The following is a 16,861-nucleotide window of genomic DNA, read 5'->3' as shown; positions in this document are numbered from 1 at the left end:
TGGACCCTAGCGTCAATGATCTTGATTCACCGGTAAAGATGAAGGAATGGCAGCTAGCCCACAGAGACTGTGCGAGTTCATCGACGCGTCGCCGTCGCCGTACCACGTCTGCGAGACGGCTGCGGCGCGCCTGCGCGAGGCCGGCTTTCGCGAATTGTCCGAAGCTGACGCCTGGCCCACCCACGGGAACTTCTTCGTCCTGCGAGCCGGTTCGCTGATCGCCTGGCGCACCGACGGGGGGAGCCGTAACTCCTCGTTCCGTGTCGTCGGCGCCCATACCGACAGCCCCAACCTTCGGGTCAAACAGCACCCTGACCGGTTCGTCTCGGGTTGGCGAGTGGTTGCGCTGGCGCCTTACGGCGGTGCGTGGCTGAACTCGTGGCTCGACCGCGATCTCGGGATCAGCGGCCGGTTGTCGGTACGTACCGGCAGCGGGTTGGTGCACCGCTTGGTGCGGATCGACGAGCCGATCCTGCGGGTGCCTCAGCTGGCCATCCACCTCGCCGAGGACCGCAAGGCCGTCGAGCTGAACCCGCAGCGCCACGTCAACGCGGTGTGGGGCGTCGGGAGCGGGCCCCGGTCGTTCCTGGACCACGTGGCCGAGCAGGCCGAGGTGGCGGCCGACGATGTGCTGGGCGCCGACCTGATGACCCATGACCTGACACCGTCGCGCCTGGTCGGTGCGGACCGCGATCTGGTGAGCGCCCCGCGGCTGGACAACCAGGCGACCTGCTATGCCGGGCTGGAGGCGTTCCTGGCGGTCGAGCCGAGCGGATATTCACCGGTGCTGGTGCTGTTCGACCACGAGGAGGTCGGATCGCAGTCCGACCACGGCGCCCAGTCCGACCTGCTGCTGACCGTGCTCGAGCGCATCACGCTCAGTGCGGGCGGCGGGCGCGAGGATTTCCTGCGGCGCCTCCCCGGCTCGATGGTGGCGTCCGGCGACATGGCGCACGCCACCCACCCGAACTACCCGGAGCGCCACGAGCCGGGACACCTGATCGAAGTCAACGCGGGACCGGTGCTCAAGGTGCAGCCCAACCTGCGCTACGCCACCGACGGACGCACCGCCGCCGCGTTCGCGCTGGCATGCGCGCAGGCCGGGGTGCCGCTACAGCGCTACGAACACCGGGCCGACCTGCCGTGCGGGTCGACGGTCGGGCCGATGACCGCGGCGCGCACCGGCATCCCGACCGTCGACGTCGGCGCTGCCCAGCTGGCCATGCATTCCGCACGTGAGGTGATGGGCGCAGACGACGTCACCGCCTACGCCGCGGCGTTGACGGCATTTCTGTCACCGCGGTGATCTAAGGTCGGCGCCATGGCCCTCGCCGTGTTCAACGTCACCTTTGACAGCACCGATCCCGACCGGCTCGCCGAGTGGTGGGCCCGCGCCCTGGGCGGCCAGGTGAACCCAATGGCGCCAGGCTTTTTCGTGACGGTCTCGCCTCCCGACGGCGCGACCGGCCTCGGCTTCCAGAAGGTCGACGATCCCACACCGGGGAAGAATCGACTCCACCTCGATCTGGGCGCCGATGACGTCGAATCGGAGGTCAGGCGGCTGGTCGAACTCGGCGCCACCGAGAAAGGGCGGCACAGCATGGGCGATTTCGGCTGGGTGGTGCTGGCCGATCCGGACGGGAACGAGTTCTGCATCGGTTCGTCCGACCACCCGTAGAACGGGTGTGAAACCGAGCGCACCGTCTTACCGTCGATCCTGTGACTCGACCGGTCCGTGCGGTGACGGCGGCCCTTGCCGCCGCGCTGCTGATCAGCGCCTGCGCAGCCGAAGCCCCCGCGCCCCCGGTCGAGACAGCGGTCGAATCCGACGATCGCCCCGTCCGCAGCCAGAACTTGCTGGTCGACGTCGTCGCATCCGGCTCTCCGGGGTGCTCGGCGGCGGTGGGCGTCGACGGCGCCGTGGTCTGGGTCGGAGCCCGCGGCCTCGCTGACGTCGCCACCGGCGCCCAGATCAGCACCGACACCGCGTTCGACATCGCCTCGGTGTCCAAACAGTTCACGGCGACCGCGATCCTGCTGCTGGCCGGCCGACAGCAGCTCGCGCTCGACGACACTTTGGCAATGCACGTTGCCGGGCTTCCGCCGTGGGCCGGCACGGTCACCATCGGGCAGCTGATGCATCAGACCAGCGGGATTCCCGACTACATCGGGCTACTCGAAGACGCCGGCTTCGCGTTGACCGACCGCACCACCAACGCCGACGCCCTGAGGGTATTGGGGTCCGTGACCGAACTCGACTTCGAGCCAGGCACGGCGTTCGAGTACTCGAACTCGAACTACGTGCTGCTGGCCGAGATCGTCGAACGGGCCGCACGACAACCGCTCTCGGCGTTCCTGTCCGAGCGGATCTTCTGGCCGCTCGAGCTGGCCATGGTCCTTGACCCCGCCGGCCCGGTCCCCGGCGCCGCGGTGCCCTACACGGAGGCCGACGGTGAATACACACCGGCGCGGACCGCATGGCAGCAGGTCGGTGATGGTTCGATCCAGACCGCGCCGAGCCAACTGGTGCGCTGGGCGGACAACTACCGCACCGGCGAAGTCGGCGGCCGCGAACTGCTCGACGCCCAGCTGGCCGGGGCGGTCGAGACGGGAGAGGGTGACCGGTACGGCGCCGGCATCTACGAATACGCCGATGGCGCGCTGGGCCATGACGGGTCCTGGGGCGGCTTCCTCACCGACTTCCGGATCGATCGAGACCGCCACACGTCGGTGGCCGTGAGCTGCAACGCCGACACGCAGGACCCGAGTGCCCTGGCCGACGCGCTCGCGCGAATCTGGGGCTAGGCGCGTGTCGGGTGCCCGAGACGGCGGACAACCTAGAATGGCCTCGTGACGTCGGAGCTAACCCACGCCTTGAACACTGTAGACACCGTCGACAGAGCCGCCGCCACTCCCGATCACCCCCAGCCGTTCCGCGAACTCGGCCTCAAGGACGACGAGTATCAGCGGATCCGCGAAATTCTGGGCCGCAGGCCCACCGACGCCGAACTCGCGATGTATTCGGTCATGTGGAGCGAGCACTGTTCGTACAAGTCGTCGAAGGTGCACCTGCGCTACTTCGGCGAGACCACCACCGACGAAATGCGCAAGACGATGCTGGCCGGCATCGGCGAGAACGCCGGCGTCGTCGACATCGGTGACGGCTGGGCCGCCACCTTCAAGGTCGAGTCGCACAACCACCCGTCCTACATCGAGCCCTACCAGGGAGCGGCCACCGGTGTCGGCGGCATTGTTCGCGACATCATGGCCATGGGCGCACGTCCGGTCGCGGTGATGGACCAGTTGCGTTTCGGTGCAGCCGACGCGCCCGACACCCGCCGCGTCGTCGACGGGGTGGTGCGCGGTATCGGCGGCTACGGCAACTCGTTGGGACTGCCCAACATCGGTGGCGAGACCGTGTTCGACGCGTCGTACGGCGGTAACCCCTTGGTCAACGCGCTGTGTGTGGGGGTGTTGCGCAAGGAGGACCTGCACCTGGCGTTCGCGTCGGGCACCGGCAACAAGATCATCCTGTTCGGCGCCCGCACCGGGCTGGACGGCATCGGCGGCGTGAGCGTGCTGGCCAGTGAGACGTTCGGCGGCGACGAATCCGGGGCCTCCGGACGCAAGAAGCTGCCCAGCGTCCAGGTGGGCGATCCGTTCATGGAGAAGGTGCTCATCGAATGCTGCCTGGAGTTGTACGCCGCTGACCTCGTGGTGGGTATTCAGGACCTCGGCGGAGCCGGATTGTCCTGCGCCACATCCGAACTCGCATCGGCCGGCGACGGCGGCATGCGCATCGAGCTGGATGCGGTGCCGTTGCGGGCGGCGAATATGACGCCGGCCGAGATCCTGTCGAGCGAGTCGCAGGAGCGCATGTGCGCGGTCGTCGCACCCGAGAACGTCGACAAGTTCATGGCCGTCTGCCGTAAGTGGGAAGTGCTGGCCACGGTCATCGGCGAGGTCACCGACGGCGATCGCCTGCAGATCACCTGGCACGGTGAGACCGTCGTCGACGTGCCGCCGCGCACCGTCGCGCACGAGGGCCCGGTATACGAGCGGCCGGTGCAGCGGCCCGAGACACAGGACGCGCTCAACACCGACACCACCGCCAAACTGCCGCGACCGTCGACCGGTGGCGAACTCAAGGCGACTCTGCTTGCGCTGCTTGGCAGTCCACACCTGTGCAGCCGCGCGTTCATCACCGAGCAGTACGACCGCTACGTGCGCGGCAACACCGTGCTGGCCGAGGACGCCGACGGCGGCCTGCTGCGGGTCGACGAGGCGACGGGCCGCGGCATCGCGATCTCGACCGACGCGTCGGGCCGCTACACCGCGCTCGACCCCTACACCGGCGCGCAACTGGCACTGGCCGAGGCGTACCGCAACGTCGCGGTCACCGGCGCAACACCGGTCGCGGTGACCAACTGCCTGAACTTCGGCTCCCCGGAGGATCCCGGCGTCATGTGGCAGTTCAGCCAGGCCGTGCGAGGGCTGGCCGACGGCGCTGCGGCACTGGGGATTCCGGTCACCGGCGGCAACGTGAGCTTCTACAACCAGACCGGCACTACCGCGATCCTGCCCACCCCGGTGGTCGGTGTGCTCGGGGTGATCGACGACGTCAAACGGCGTATCCCCACCGGATTCGGCGACGAACCCGGCGAGACGCTGATGCTGCTCGGTGACACCCGCGACGAGTTCGACGGGTCCATCTGGGCGCAGGTGACCGCCGACCACCTCGGCGGGCTCCCGCCTAAGGTGGACCTCGAGCGCGAGAAGCTGCTGGCCGACGTGCTGACGGCGGCATCCCGCGACGGGCTGGTATCGGCCGCCCACGACCTGTCCGAGGGCGGACTGATCCAGGCCGTCGTCGAGGCCGCGCTTCGCGGTGAGACCGGTTGCCGCATCGTGCTTCCCGAGGGCAGCGACCCGTTCGTCATGTTGTTCTCCGAATCGGCGGGTCGGGTCCTTGTCGCGGTGCCGCGCACCGAGGAGAGCCGCTTCCGCGCGATGTGCGAGGCCCGCGGACTGCCCGCCACCCGTATCGGGGTGGTGGACGGGGCCGGCGGGGATGGAGGGGCCGCCGTCGAGGTCCAGGGTCAGTTCAGCGTCACTTTGGAGGACCTGCGCAGCACGTCGGAGAGCGTGCTGCCCAGGTTGTTCGGGTGAGCCAGACCACCCGACAACAACACCCCATATACGTCTGGGCGTGGCGCCTGCTCCGCCTCGACTTCGTCGGAATCGCCTTCGGCGCACTGCTCTTCTGCCTCTCGCTGACCCCCTCGCTGTTACCCCGGGACTGGTTGTTCGCGGGGCTGATCGGCGGCATCAACGCCGCGATCGGCTACGGCATCGGCGTCTTTGTGGCGAAGATGGTGCGCCGCTTCGTGTTACGGCGGGTCAGTTGGTGGCCGCCCGCGAAGCCGGTGCTGTGGGCGGCCGAGAGTGTCACGGTGGTGCTGGCGATCGCGGCCAGCGTGCTCATGGTGATTCCCGCCGCCGCATGGCAGCGCCAGGTGTCGGCGGTGATGGGCATGGAAGGTCCCACGACGTTCGGATACCTGCGCACGCTGGTGCTCGCGGTGCTCGTCGGGGCGGTGTGTGTGGCCACCGCCCGGGTGCTGCTCGACATCATCAAGACGATGGCCCGGTTCTTCATCCGCCGGTGGCATCTGCACGACGAGGTGGCATTGTTCATCGGCACGGCGATCGTCGTGGTGCTCGCCATCATGCTGATCAACGGTGTCCTGGTTCGCGGTTTCCTCGCCGGCGCCAACCGCGTGTTCCAGCCGCAGAACACCACCACCCGGGCGGGTGTGATCCAGCCGATCGAGCCCGAGAAGTCCGGCAGCCCAGAGTCGTTCGCGGCCTGGGACACCCTGGGCTATCAGGGCCGGAACTTCGTCGCGACCGGTCCGGACGCCCGGGAGCTCACCGAACTGAACGGCACGCCCGCCAAAGAGCCGATCCGCGTGTACGTCGGCCTGCAGACCGCCGAGACCGATGAGCAGCGGATGGCGGTGTTGCTCAGCGAACTCGAACGCACCGGCGCGTTCGAGCGCGAGCTGCTGGTGATCGTCCCCACCACCGGCACCGGTTGGATCAATCCCGTGGCCGCCCGGTCGCTGGAGATGATGTACAACGGCGACACCGCCCTGGTGGGCTCGCAGTACTCCTTCCTGCCGAGCTGGATCTCCTTCCTCGGCGACCAGCAGAAGTCGATGGAATCCGGGCGCATGATGATCGACGCCATTCATCAACGCTGGGAACAGCTTCCAGAGGATCGGCGACCCAAGCTCGTGCTCTACGGGGAGAGCCTCGGTTCGATGGCAGGCCAGGGTGCGTTCGACTGGCTCCCCGACATCTCGCGGATGGGCTTCTCCTCGGTGTTGTGGGTGGGCCCGCCGAACGCCAGCCCGCTGTGGAGGGCGATCACCGAGCGGCGTGATCCCCGAACCCCCGAAGTCGAACCGCGGTACGACAACGGCCGCACCGTGCGCTTCTCCCAGGCCACCGATCCCGCGCAGATCGCGAAGGTGGCCACCACGCCGTGGGAGGGCACGCGCGTGTTGTTCCTGCAGCACCCCTCCGATCCGATCGTGTGGTGGTCGACCGACCTGCTGACCACTCGGCCCGACTGGTTGCGCGAACCGCCCGGCATCGACCGCACCGCATCGATGCGGTGGTATCCGATCGTCACCTTCGGACAGGTCGCCGCCGATATGACGAATGCGAGTTCGGTGCCCGGCGGCCACGGCCACAACTACGGCGACCTCGTGCTCGACGGGTGGGCCGCGGTGGCGCCGCCGCCGGGGTGGACTCCCGAGGACACCGAACGCATCCGCACCGCCCTGGCCGAATCCGACTCCAAGGGCGGACCCCAATAGTGGTCCAGACCGGGAAGTTTCGTGCCGCCGCGATCGCGGTCGTGCTGGTGGTGTGGAGCTTCATCGCGCCCCGGGTGCGATTCCACCCGATCTGGAATGCCGCACTGGGCGCAGGCGTCTACGCGCTCGCGCGTCCACCGCTGGGGTTGCGCCCACCGGCGTTGTGGTCGGGCCTGCGCTACGGACTGGCCGTGGCCGTGCCGATCGGGCTGGGGGTCGCCGTCGCCACCGCGATCCCGCCGGTGCGGCGCGGAATGGCTGCCCGGGAACTGCCGGACCGTCCGGTGCGGTGGATGGCGCTGAACATCCCGATCGGCACCGTGTGGCCCGAGGAGGTCGCCTACCGCGCGACGTTGGGCAACGCCGCCGAGACCGCTTTCCAGCCCGCGCGCGGGCGGCTGCTGCAGGCGGTGGCATTCGGTCTCTGGCACATCATGGACGCCCGCATCACCGGCAACCCGATTCTGGGCACAGTCCTGTTCACCGGCGTCGCGGGCTGGTTGTTCGGGTGGTTGCACGCTCGGTCGGGCAGCGTCGTGGCGCCGATGCTCGCGCACTTGGCCGCCAACGAAGCCGCGGCATTGGCGGCGCTGGCCGTGCAGCGGCGCATAGAGTCCCGGTCATGAGCACATCGGGGCGGGCCCGGTCGCGGACCTTCGTCGTGACCGGTGCGGCGTCGGGCATCGGCCTGGCCACCGCGAGACGCCTGCTCGCCGAGGGCGGCACCGTCATCGGTACCGATGTGGCCGAGCCCTGCGAGAACCTGGGCGACGGCTTCGAGTTCGTCGGCGCCGACGTCACCGACGAGCGTGCGATCGGCGGCGTCTTCGCCGCGGTCGGGGGTCGCCTGGACGGGGTCGTGCACGCCGCGGGGGTGGCCGGTGGCGGGCCGGTACACCTGCTCGACCGCGCCGAATGGGACCGCGTCATCGCGGTCAACCTCACCGGGACGTTCCTGGTGGCCAAGGCCGCCCTGGCGAAGATGATCGAACAACCGCGGGTGGGCGGTGAGCGCGGATCGATCGTCACCTTGGCCAGCGTTGAAGGGTTGGAGGGGACGGCAGGCGGCAGCAGTTACAACGCCGCCAAGGGGGGCGTCGTGATCCTGACCAAGAACATCGCACTCGACTACGGCCCCAGCGGTATTCGCGCGAACGCCATTTGCCCCGGTTTCATCGACACCCCGATGCTGGAAAGCGTGATGGGCCTCGAGGGCATGGAGGGACCACTGCAGTCCATCACCGAAGAGCATGCGCTGCAGAGGCGGGGGCACCCCGACGAGATCGCGTCGGTCGCAGCGTTTCTCGTCTCACCCGATGCGTCGTTCGTCACCGGTCAGGCGATCGCGGTCGACGGCGGCTACACCGCCGGGCGCGACCACGGCGTGGTGAGACTGTTCGGATTCCCCGACTGATTTCTCAAGGGTTGATGGTCAATTCGCCGATCTGGCGGCCCCACACATACTCGATGAACATCGGCTGGCCGAGCTCGATGTGGTTGTACGGCGCGATGCTGGCGCCGGTGTCCATCACCAGGTACGGCGTCGGGTACAGGTCACGGGTGATGTCCTGCCAGCAGCCCGGGCGACCTTCCGGCCCGCCTGTGGCGTTGACCCGTGGAAGGTTGTCCGGATAGATGTACGGGTTGCCGGCGCCGGCGAGGACGCCACCGCCACCGGTCAATGAATACCCGTTGCCGCCCAACGTCTTCGCCACCCGAGGCTGCACTTCGGCGTACTTGCGGATCGAGCACAGGATCGCGGGGCTGTGGTAGTCGAACAACTCCGCCGTCGGCACCAGATCCGCGGCGCCTCGCACGAGATAAGGGCCGCCGCGTTCGATGGTGTCGGCGGCCACGTCGGCGAAACCGAGCGCGGCCATCAGCGCGGTATCGACGTCGGTGCGATGCTCGACGAACGTGCGCGCCGACGTCGCGGCGTCCCGCAGCCCGTCCCACAGGTCCACCGACGCGTCGGCGTAGACCTCGGCGAGATCGGCCAGCAGGCGAGTGTCCGTGCGGATGACCGGCATCCGTGCGTTGAGGTCGGCGAGGATCCGGTCGCCGTTCAGCAGCGATTCACCGAAACCGTCGCCGCCGAGGCCGCTGAGCGCCTCCGCGGTCGCCGCCAACGTCTGGTTCAGCTTGATCGGGTCCACCTTCTCGGCCAGTGCGATGACCGTCTCGAAAACCGTGTTGAACTCGGTGGTCACCGCGGATGCCTCGATCACGGCGTCGGCCGAGATATGTTGTGGAGAAGCGACGTTGGGTGACTCCAGCGAGATGTACTTGTTGCCGAACACGGTGGTGGCCCGAATCTCGGCCGTCACGTTCGCCGGAATCCGTTCCAGGTAGCGCGGATTGACCTCCAACGACAATTGCGCGGGCTTCCCGGCGGTGTCGTCGACATGGGAGATCGCGCTGACCCGGCCGATCTCGACACCGTTGTAGGTCACCTTGGCTCCCCGTTCGACCACCAGGCCCGCGCGCGGCGACACCACGGTCAGTTGCGCTTTGCGGCTCAGGTCGCCGCGAAACTGGAGGTAGAGCAGGCTTGCCGCAGCCGTGGCGACAATCAGCAGCACCGCACCGGCCACCTTGTACGGCGGCTTGTGACGGTCGACAAACACTTTGAGACAGTAGGTTATGGCCGCCCGTCATACAGCCGATCCGGCGAAGACCCGCGCCGCGGTGGCGGCGCTGGCCGAATGGCTGCGCGACGACTCGCATGCGGCACCGTCGCGCACCGAACTCGGCGAGGCGGTCCGGTTGACGGCGCGCACGCTCGCGGCGGTGGCACCGGGTTCCAGCGTGGAGGTTCGCGTGCCGCCGTTCGTCGCGGTGCAGTGCATCGAAGGCCCCGCGCACCGGCGTGGCAACCCGCCCAACGTGGTCGAGACCGATCCGCGAACCTGGCTGCTGTTGGCCACCGGCCTGATCACCGTGGCCGACGCCGCAGCGAACGGAACGCTGGTGATGTCGGGCTCACGCGCCGGTGAGATCGCCGACTGGCTGCCGGTCGTGCGACCGGCCGGCGACGTCACCGAAAGTAGCCATGGTCCTGAACCCAGTTGAAGCCGCGGCTGTGCAACGTGAAGCTGTTCAAATCCATGCGCCGCAGTGACATGGCGGCCGGCCTGCCCTCGAGGTGCCCGTCGAGACGCAGATGGTCCGGGGTGGGCCGCGCGACGGTGAAGGTCGCCGTGCCGGGCACATTGAGCGTGCCCGCCGTGTCGTCGAAAACCGCGGGCGCCGAGACTAACTCGCCGTCCATGCGCTGATACGTCACCAATCCCGGCTCGTCGAAAACGACGCGCTGCCAGCGCTGCTCGTCGGTGGTCAATGGTGGGCGTTTCGCGCCGTCGAGATGGAACTCGGTGACCGACCAGATGCCGTACGCGTCGTGCTTGTCGCGTCCGCCGCCGTACGTCTGCCAGCCCTGCCAATTCAGCACCACACAACTGACCGACACCACGATGCCCACCAGGATCTGGACCGCCGTCGCGATCCGGTTCGCCCGCGGGGTTTCGAAGGGCGGCGGATACGTGACGGGTGCGGGCGTGCGGTGCAGCACGACACATTGGCGAGTTCGCGAACCTGCGGGGCCAGCAGCACCAGGCTCATCAACACCAGATGGAAGGACAAGATCTTGACCGGAACGTCGAAGGTCATGTTGAGGACGAAGACCTGCCCCATACCCAGCAGGCTCAGCAAGGCGCCGAGCGTCGCGGTGCGCGGCACGAACAGCAGCGTCCCGGCGAGGACCTCGGCAGAGCCCAACAAGATCTCGTAGGGGTAGGAGCTACCCACCTGCAGCCACAGCACCGAGACCGGGCTGAAGTCGCCGTAGGGCCGCAACAACGCCGACAGCGGCGGCGCCGGCATCTGGATCGGAATCACCTTGGCGAACCCGTAGAGCAACATCTGGGCGCCGAGGAACATGCGCAAGAACACGAAGAACCAGGCGCTCAATCGCGGGTACGAGGCACGACGGCGGTCGAGCACCGACCCACCGCGCGAGGGGCCCGAGCGTGATCCATTGCCACAAGACCCCGTGATCCGGCAGCCACTGCCCGACGAATCCGACGAACGCCAACGTGAATTGGATGAACCACAGGCAGAACAGGCCGAAATAGACGAGGCAGAAGCGAAACGCGATTCGGGTGCGCAGCGGCCACCACGGGCGCTGGGCGTCGTCGCTCTCCTGGGCATTCACGCGTTCGGCGGCTGCCACGTCGGTCGCGGTCACGACCACCCCCCAACCCCTTGCATATGAAACTATTGACGCGAATGTTAGGGGTCGATGGGCGATGTCGCAGTGAACGCGCGACCGGGAAATCAACGTGTCCCACGACACGCCCCACAACGTCGTTGCGGTTCACAGATGCCCGTAGACTCGTGGCATCAGCCACCCTCCCCTCGGAGCAGCCCTATCGTGACCGGCGAGCAGACGGATACGGATAACGAACCCCGCGAAGAGTGCGGCGTATTCGGCGTCTGGGCGCCGGGTGAAGAGGTCGCCAAGCTCACGTACTACGGCCTGTATGCCTTGCAGCATCGCGGTCAGGAGGCCGCGGGCATCGCCGTCGCCGACGGCTCGCAGGTGCTCGTCTTCAAAGATCTGGGCCTCGTGAGTCAGGTGTTCGACGAGCAGACGCTGGCCGCGATGGAGGGCCACGTCGCGATCGGGCACTGTCGCTATTCGACCACCGGGTCGACCACGTGGGAGAACGCCCAGCCGGTGTTCCGCAACACGTCGGCCGGCACCGGCGTCGCCCTGGGACACAACGGCAACCTGGTGAACGCGGCCGAGTTGGCGGCCCGAGCCCGCGAGGCCGGATTGCTCGAGACCAGGGGCGCTCCGGTGGCGACCACCGACTCCGACATCCTCGGTGCCCTGCTGGCCCACGGCGCGGCCGATTCGACGCTCGAGCAGGCCGCGCTGGAGCTACTGCCCACCGTCCGCGGCGCGTTCTGTCTGACGTGGATGGACGAGAACACGCTGTATGCCGCACGCGACCCGTACGGGGTGCGGCCGTTGGCGTTGGGGCGGTTGGACCGTGGTTGGGTCGTCGCGTCGGAGACCGCGGCGCTCGACATCGTCGGCGCCTCCTTCGTCCGCGACATCGAACCGGGTGAGCTGCTGGCGATCGACGCGGACGGGGTGCGCTCCACCCGGTTCGCCAGCCCGGAGCCCAAGGGCTGCGTCTTCGAATACGTCTATCTCGCACGGCCGGACAGCACGTTGGCAGGCCGATCGGTGCACGCGACGCGCGTCGACATCGGGCGCAGGCTGGCCAGGGAGATGCCGGTCGAGGCAGACCTGGTGATCGGCGTGCCGGAGTCGGGCACGCCCGCGGCGGTGGGCTACGCGCAGGAGTCCGGAATCCCTTACGGCCAGGGCCTGATGAAGAACGCCTATGTCGGGCGCACGTTCATCCAGCCGTCCCAGACCATCCGGCAGCTCGGCATCCGGTTGAAGCTGAATCCGCTCAAGGAGGTGATCCGCGGGCGGCGCCTGATCGTCGTCGACGATTCGATCGTCCGCGGTAACACCCAGCGCGCCCTGATCCGGATGCTGCGGGAGGCGGGGGCGGTCGAGGTGCACGTGCGCATCGCATCCCCGCCGGTGAAGTGGCCCTGCTTCTACGGCATCGACTTCGCCACCCCGGCGGAGCTCATCGCCAATGCCGTCGACGACGAGAACGAGATGCTCGAGGCGGTGCGCCACGCCATCGGCGCCGACACGCTCGGCTACATCTCCAAGCAGGGCATGATCGCGGCTACCGAACAGCCCGCGTCGCGCTTGTGCAGCGCGTGTTTCGACGGCAAGTACCCGATCGAGTTGCCGGGGGAATCGGCGTTGGGCAAGAACGTGATCGAACACATGCTCTCGACGGCCGCCAAGAGCGGTATTCCGCTGCAGTCCGGCAACGACAACGTCTCGGCGCTTCGCCGGCCCTGACTGTTACCCCTACCGCCCGACGTGCGCCCAGTGGGGATCGGTCGGTAACGGTCCGCGTTCCAGGGCTTTGGCCACCGCCTCCCGGTAACCGGTGAGACCGCGGGCGGGCGGCGCGATGACGTCGTCGATGTCGTGGTCGGCCATCACCGCGTCACACTCCAGCGACTCCACCAGCGGCCGGGCCAGCCCACCGGGAAGCGGGGTCACCAACCCGATCCACCAGCTCGCGATTGTCGGTGTGAGCCAAGGCAATACGACCATCACGCGGCGCCGGCGTCCCGACACCTCGGCGTAAACCTGCATCGCCTCGCCGTACTCGAACACGTCCGGCCCGCCGATGTCCCACGTGCGCGACGTGGGCACCGGCGCCGTGGCCGCCTCTGCCAGGTAGTGCAACGCGTCGTCGATCGCGATGGGCTGGATCTTGTTGTGCACCCATTTCGGCGTGGTCATCACCGGTAGACGGTTGGTCAGGTGGCGGATCATCTCGAACGACGCCGAACCCGCACCGATCACGATTCCGGCCTGCAGAACCACGGTCTCGATGGCCGACTCGAGCAGGATCTCGCCGACGTCGGTCCGGGACTGTAGATGGGGGGAGAGGTCGGCTCCCGCCGGGTGCAGGCCGCCCAGGTACACCAGTCGCTTGACGCCCGCATCGCGGGCGGCCGCCACGACGTTGCGGGCCGATCGCGCCTCCTCTTCGACGAAATCGGACGAACTGCCCATCGAATGCACCAGGTAGTAGACGACGTCGGTACCGGCGAACGCTTCTCGCAGCGAGTCGGCGTCCCCGAGGTCACCCCGGGCCACCTCGACACGGTCGCGCCACGGAACGGCGTCGAGTTTGTCGGGGTTGCGAGCCAGTGCGCGCACCGCGTGGCCGCGGTCGAGCAATGAGGGCACCAGCCGGCCACCGATGTAGCCGGTCGCTCCCGTCACCAAGCAACGGATGTCGTCAGTCACCCCGCCGGGATCGCCGGTTTGGCCGTCAGGCAAACCCACAGCCGGGATCGGGCATGTCCACCGACAGCGGGGTGCCCGTGGGCTTGATGTAGAGCACCCACATCACCAACGGCGTGGGGCCCAGGTTGCGGCCGATGTGCACGTTGGCCGGGCCGCTGGCCTCGGTGATGGGCGCGCCCGGCGGGTAGACGCCGTCGAGAGTGCAGTTCGCCGCGGCATCGTGGGTGAGCGTGCCTTCGCGGATCACCCCGTACACCCGGCCCTCGTGATAGTGCCAGCCGGTGCTGCCGCCGGGCGCGATGGTGATTTCGCGGGTGACGTAGTCGATCCCGTCGACCGTCGCCTCCGAGAGCGTCCTGGCCTGGACGCCGGATGCCGGTGTCGCCGACGCGGCGGCCGAACCGAACAACGCCGACGCGACCGTCACCGACACGCACAGGGCACCCGCGTACCAGCGAACTGTTGTCATGAGCGGTCAGATTGGCACACGGCCGCGATTCGCGCGACATCTCGGCAGGGGGACACCGGCCGAAGGCGGTTACCGCGGCGCGACGAACACCGGTAGCCTTTACCGCGATGACCGAACGCGCCGAACCTGCCGGCATCTCCTACGCGTCGGCCGGGGTCGACATCGAAGCCGGTGACCGCGCCGTCGAACTCCTCAAACCGCTCGCCGAGAAGGCGACCCGACCCGAGGTGCGCGGCGGTATCGGCGGCTTCGCGGGACTGTTCGCGCTGCGCGGTGGCTACCGGGAGCCCGTGCTCGCCTCGTCGACCGACGGAGTGGGTACCAAGCTGGCGGTGGCCCAGGCCATGGACAAGCACGACACGGTCGGAATCGACCTGGTCGCGATGGTCGTGGACGATCTGGTCGTCTGCGGAGCCGAACCGCTGTTCCTGCAGGACTACATCGCGGTGGGCCGCACGGTCCCCGAGCGGATCAGCGAACTGGTGGCAGGCATCGCCAACGGTTGCCTGCAGGCCGGGTGCGCGCTGCTCGGCGGTGAGACGGCCGAACATCCGGGTCTGATGGCGCCCGACCACTACGACATCTCGGCGACCGGGGTGGGCGTGGTCGAGGCCGATGACGTGCTCGGTCCGGATCGGGTCAAACCCGGCGACGTGCTGATCGCGATGGCCTCGACCGGCTTGCACTCCAACGGATATTCGCTGGCGCGCAAGGTGTTGCTCGAGATCGACAGGATGAACCTGGCCGGCCATGTCGAGGAATTCGGCCGCACGCTGGGCGAGGAGCTTCTGGAACCGACCCGGATCTACGCCAAGGACTGCCTGGCGCTGGCCGCCGAGACCCAGGTTCGCACCTTCTGCCATGTCACCGGCGGCGGCTTGGCCGGAAACCTCGAGCGCGTGATCCCGCACGGTTTGGTCGCCGAAATCGACCGCGGCACGTGGACTCCCGCACCCGTGTTCGCGATGATCGGGCAGCGCGGCCGGGTCGAGCGCGTGGAGATGGAGCGGACCTTCAACATGGGTGTCGGGATGGTCGCGATCGTCGCGCCGGAAGACACCGACCGTGCTCTGGCGATCCTGACCGCGCGCCACCTGAACTGCTGGACGCTGGGAACGGTCAAAAAGGGCGGTAAAGAGGGCCCCCGAGCCGAACTCGTGGGTCGGCACCCGCGCTTCTAGGGGTCAGCGGCGCCAGTCGTCCTCGTCGACCCACTCGTCGGCCACCGGATCGGTGCCGTTCAGGTCGTTCTCGGAAGCGCCCGACAGCTCTTGCTGAAGCCGCTTTAAATCGGTCTGCGGTGAGCTGTATTTGAGCTCACGAGCAACCTTGGTCTGCTTTGCCTTCGCCCGGCCGCGGCCCATGGGGGGACCCCCTCGCGCAATAACGGAGCGGCCCAATTGGTAGGCGGCTCCGATCTGATCTGTCTTTTATCGTCCTGCCGACACTTTACCGTGCCTGGCCCCGCGGCGCTGGCAGGCCCTCGTCACGGCCGTGCGCCGCCCCGCAGCTGTTCGACCGCTCGCCGCCCGGCACCTGCGACATCAGGCGGCGGCAGCGAGTCCGCGTCGATGACGGCGGGCGAGCCGTCGACGGTCAATTCGGTGTCTGCGGGCAGGCCGCGTTTGAGCAGCGCCAACGCCACCGGCCCCTCGTCGACGTGGTCGACCACGGTGCCGAGCCGGCCGACAGCCCGGCCGCCGGCCAGCACCGGGTCGCCGGTGGCCGGTCGGTCGCTCGAACCGTCGAGGTGCAGCCGCACCAGCATTCGGGGCGGCTTACCCAGGTTGTGCACCCGCGCGACCGTCTCCTGTCCGCGGTAGCAGCCCTTGTCCAAATGCACGGCGGGGCCGATCCAGCCGACCTCGTGCGGGATCGTGCGCTCATCGGTGTCCACCCCCAGGCGTGGCCGCAGGGCCGCGACCCGATGCGCCTCGTAGGCCCACACTCCCGCGGGCCGGACGCCGGCATCGGTGAGCCGCCGCCACCACGCTTGCACCTGGGCACGCGGGATCACCAGGTCGAGTTCGTCGGCGGTGAGCCGACGCAGGAACCCGCCGTCGGCGAGCGCGACGGCCGTCTGTTTCGCCGGTAGCGAATCGACGCCGAGCGCGTCGAGCAATTCCCGGTCACCCCACCGCGGCCCGAGAAGGGACAACACCGCCAGATCCGCGGCTTCCACCGCGACGTCGGACCAGAACACCATCTTTCGCAGGTAGCCCAGCAGCGGCTCGCCCCGCGACGGTTCGGTGTCGATATAGGTGATGTCACCGAGTTCGGTTTGTACCCAGTGATCTTCGACACGACCCTGCCCGTCGAGGCTGAGATTCTCGGTGACGGCGCCGTCGGGCAGCTCGCTGACGTGCTGCGTGGTGAGGTTGTGCAGCCACGTCTTGCGCTCGGCACCCGTCAGCGTGAGCACGGCACGATGCGAGCGGTCCACGACGACGGCGTCCTCGGCGGCGGCCCGTTGTTCGCCCAGCGGATCGCCGTAATGCCATACGGCGCCGGCATCGGGTCCGGTGTCGGGCGCAGGAACGGCGGGTCCAGAAGTTGTCACAGGTCAACTCTACGTTC

The 16,861-nt window shown here is 68.3% G+C and carries 17 protein-coding genes; 10 read left to right on the top strand and 7 right to left on the bottom strand.

Translation table 11 applies throughout. The annotated features are described in order from the left end of the window. Positions 1–46 precede the first annotated feature (46 nt). From RMCN_RS26020 to RMCN_RS25990, 7 genes are read left to right on the top strand one after another with little or no spacing between them, the layout of a single operon-like run. Positions 47–1,306, top strand: coding sequence for a M18 family aminopeptidase (locus tag RMCN_RS26020; protein WP_067395415.1), 1,260 nt, complete (start codon positions 47–49; stop codon positions 1,304–1,306). Between the two features lie 15 nt (positions 1,307–1,321). Further along, complete coding sequence (locus tag RMCN_RS26015; RefSeq protein WP_064414319.1) at positions 1,322–1,678, top strand: VOC family protein; 357 nt, start codon at positions 1,322–1,324, stop codon at positions 1,676–1,678. A 41-nt stretch (positions 1,679–1,719) separates the two neighbouring features. Further along, entirely contained in the window at positions 1,720–2,805 is a 1,086-nt protein-coding gene (locus RMCN_RS26010) for a serine hydrolase domain-containing protein (protein ID WP_067395412.1), read from the top strand. A gap of 45 nt (positions 2,806–2,850) precedes the next feature. Beyond that, positions 2,851–5,169, top strand: a complete 2,319-nt coding sequence (purL, locus tag RMCN_RS26005) for a phosphoribosylformylglycinamidine synthase subunit PurL (protein ID WP_067395409.1) — start codon at positions 2,851–2,853, stop codon at positions 5,167–5,169. After that, a complete protein-coding gene (locus RMCN_RS26000) occupies positions 5,166–6,887 on the top strand; it encodes an alpha/beta hydrolase (protein ID WP_067395406.1) in 1,722 nt (573 codons plus the stop codon). The genes purL and RMCN_RS26000 overlap by 4 nt, the downstream gene beginning before the upstream one ends. After that, positions 6,887–7,513: an Rv0804 family intramembrane glutamic endopeptidase gene (locus RMCN_RS25995; RefSeq protein ID WP_067395403.1), complete on the top strand. Its 627-nt coding sequence runs from the start codon at positions 6,887–6,889 to the stop codon at positions 7,511–7,513. Before RMCN_RS26000 ends, RMCN_RS25995 begins: the two co-directional genes overlap by 1 nt. Beyond that, entirely contained in the window at positions 7,510–8,301 is a 792-nt protein-coding gene (locus RMCN_RS25990; protein ID WP_067395400.1) for an SDR family NAD(P)-dependent oxidoreductase, read from the top strand. The genes RMCN_RS25995 and RMCN_RS25990 overlap by 4 nt, the downstream gene beginning before the upstream one ends. A 4-nt stretch (positions 8,302–8,305) precedes the next feature. On the opposite strand, the gene RMCN_RS25985 is transcribed toward RMCN_RS25990, so the two are convergent. Further along, a complete protein-coding gene (locus RMCN_RS25985; RefSeq protein WP_067395397.1) occupies positions 8,306–9,514 on the bottom strand; it encodes an MCE family protein in 1,209 nt (402 codons plus the stop codon). 16 nt (positions 9,515–9,530) lie between these two features. On the opposite strand from RMCN_RS25985, the gene RMCN_RS25980 reads away from it, so the two are divergent. Then, positions 9,531–9,959: a sterol carrier family protein gene (locus RMCN_RS25980; protein WP_067395394.1), complete on the top strand. Its 429-nt coding sequence runs from the start codon at positions 9,531–9,533 to the stop codon at positions 9,957–9,959. Here the strand turns inward: RMCN_RS25980 and RMCN_RS32040 are convergent. Then, complete coding sequence (locus tag RMCN_RS32040) at positions 9,925–10,359, bottom strand: hypothetical protein (protein WP_308206361.1); 435 nt, start codon at positions 10,357–10,359, stop codon at positions 9,925–9,927. The genes RMCN_RS25980 and RMCN_RS32040 overlap by 35 nt on opposite strands. Then, complete coding sequence (locus RMCN_RS32035) at positions 10,332–10,889, bottom strand: hypothetical protein (protein ID WP_308206360.1); 558 nt, start codon at positions 10,887–10,889, stop codon at positions 10,332–10,334. Before RMCN_RS32035 ends, RMCN_RS32040 begins: the two co-directional genes overlap by 28 nt. A 430-nt stretch (positions 10,890–11,319) precedes the next feature. Between RMCN_RS32035 and purF the strand changes: the two genes are divergently transcribed. Then, positions 11,320–12,849 (top strand): amidophosphoribosyltransferase, encoded by a 1,530-nt coding sequence (gene purF / locus RMCN_RS25970; RefSeq protein ID WP_067395392.1) that lies wholly within the window; start codon positions 11,320–11,322, stop codon positions 12,847–12,849. Positions 12,850–12,858: 9 nt separating this feature from the next. Here purF and RMCN_RS25965 read toward each other — a convergent pair whose 3' ends face one another. Further along, positions 12,859–13,815, bottom strand: a complete 957-nt coding sequence (locus tag RMCN_RS25965) for an NAD(P)H-binding protein (protein WP_067395504.1) — start codon at positions 13,813–13,815, stop codon at positions 12,859–12,861. A 25-nt stretch (positions 13,816–13,840) separates the two neighbouring features. Further along, positions 13,841–14,284 (bottom strand): cupin domain-containing protein, encoded by a 444-nt coding sequence (locus RMCN_RS25960; protein ID WP_067395389.1) that lies wholly within the window; start codon positions 14,282–14,284, stop codon positions 13,841–13,843. 107 nt (positions 14,285–14,391) lie between these two features. Here RMCN_RS25960 and purM point away from each other — a divergent pair, with 107 nt between their 5' ends. Beyond that, positions 14,392–15,465, top strand: coding sequence for a phosphoribosylformylglycinamidine cyclo-ligase (purM, locus tag RMCN_RS25955; RefSeq protein ID WP_067395386.1), 1,074 nt, complete (start codon positions 14,392–14,394; stop codon positions 15,463–15,465). A gap of 3 nt (positions 15,466–15,468) precedes the next feature. Here purM and RMCN_RS25950 read toward each other — a convergent pair whose 3' ends face one another. After that, a complete protein-coding gene (locus tag RMCN_RS25950; protein ID WP_064395225.1) occupies positions 15,469–15,648 on the bottom strand; it encodes a DUF3073 domain-containing protein in 180 nt (59 codons plus the stop codon). A 122-nt stretch (positions 15,649–15,770) separates the two neighbouring features. Continuing rightward, on the bottom strand, positions 15,771–16,844 hold the full coding sequence (gene ygfZ / locus RMCN_RS25945) for a CAF17-like 4Fe-4S cluster assembly/insertion protein YgfZ (protein WP_067395383.1): 1,074 nt from the start codon (positions 16,842–16,844) through the stop codon (positions 15,771–15,773). Positions 16,845–16,861 lie beyond the last annotated feature (17 nt).

The organism is Mycolicibacterium novocastrense (assembly GCF_001570485.1).
GTDB lineage: Bacteria > Actinomycetota > Actinomycetes > Mycobacteriales > Mycobacteriaceae > Mycobacterium > Mycobacterium novocastrense.
This window is presented reverse-complemented; position numbering and strand designations above follow the sequence as displayed.

Coding starts and splice junctions, on each gene's coding strand:
- RMCN_RS26020 (WP_067395415.1), top strand. CDS start 47: ATGGCAGCTAGCCCACAGAGACTGTGCGAGTTCATCGACGCGTCGCCG.
- RMCN_RS26015 (WP_064414319.1), top strand. CDS start 1,322: ATGGCCCTCGCCGTGTTCAACGTCACCTTTGACAGCACCGATCCCGAC.
- RMCN_RS25990 (WP_067395400.1), top strand. CDS start 7,510: ATGAGCACATCGGGGCGGGCCCGGTCGCGGACCTTCGTCGTGACCGGT.
- RMCN_RS25980 (WP_067395394.1), top strand. CDS start 9,531: ATGGCCGCCCGTCATACAGCCGATCCGGCGAAGACCCGCGCCGCGGTG.
- RMCN_RS25960 (WP_067395389.1), bottom strand. CDS start 14,284: ATGACAACAGTTCGCTGGTACGCGGGTGCCCTGTGCGTGTCGGTGACG.
- purM (WP_067395386.1), top strand. CDS start 14,392: ATGACCGAACGCGCCGAACCTGCCGGCATCTCCTACGCGTCGGCCGGG.
- RMCN_RS25950 (WP_064395225.1), bottom strand. CDS start 15,648: ATGGGCCGCGGCCGGGCGAAGGCAAAGCAGACCAAGGTTGCTCGTGAG.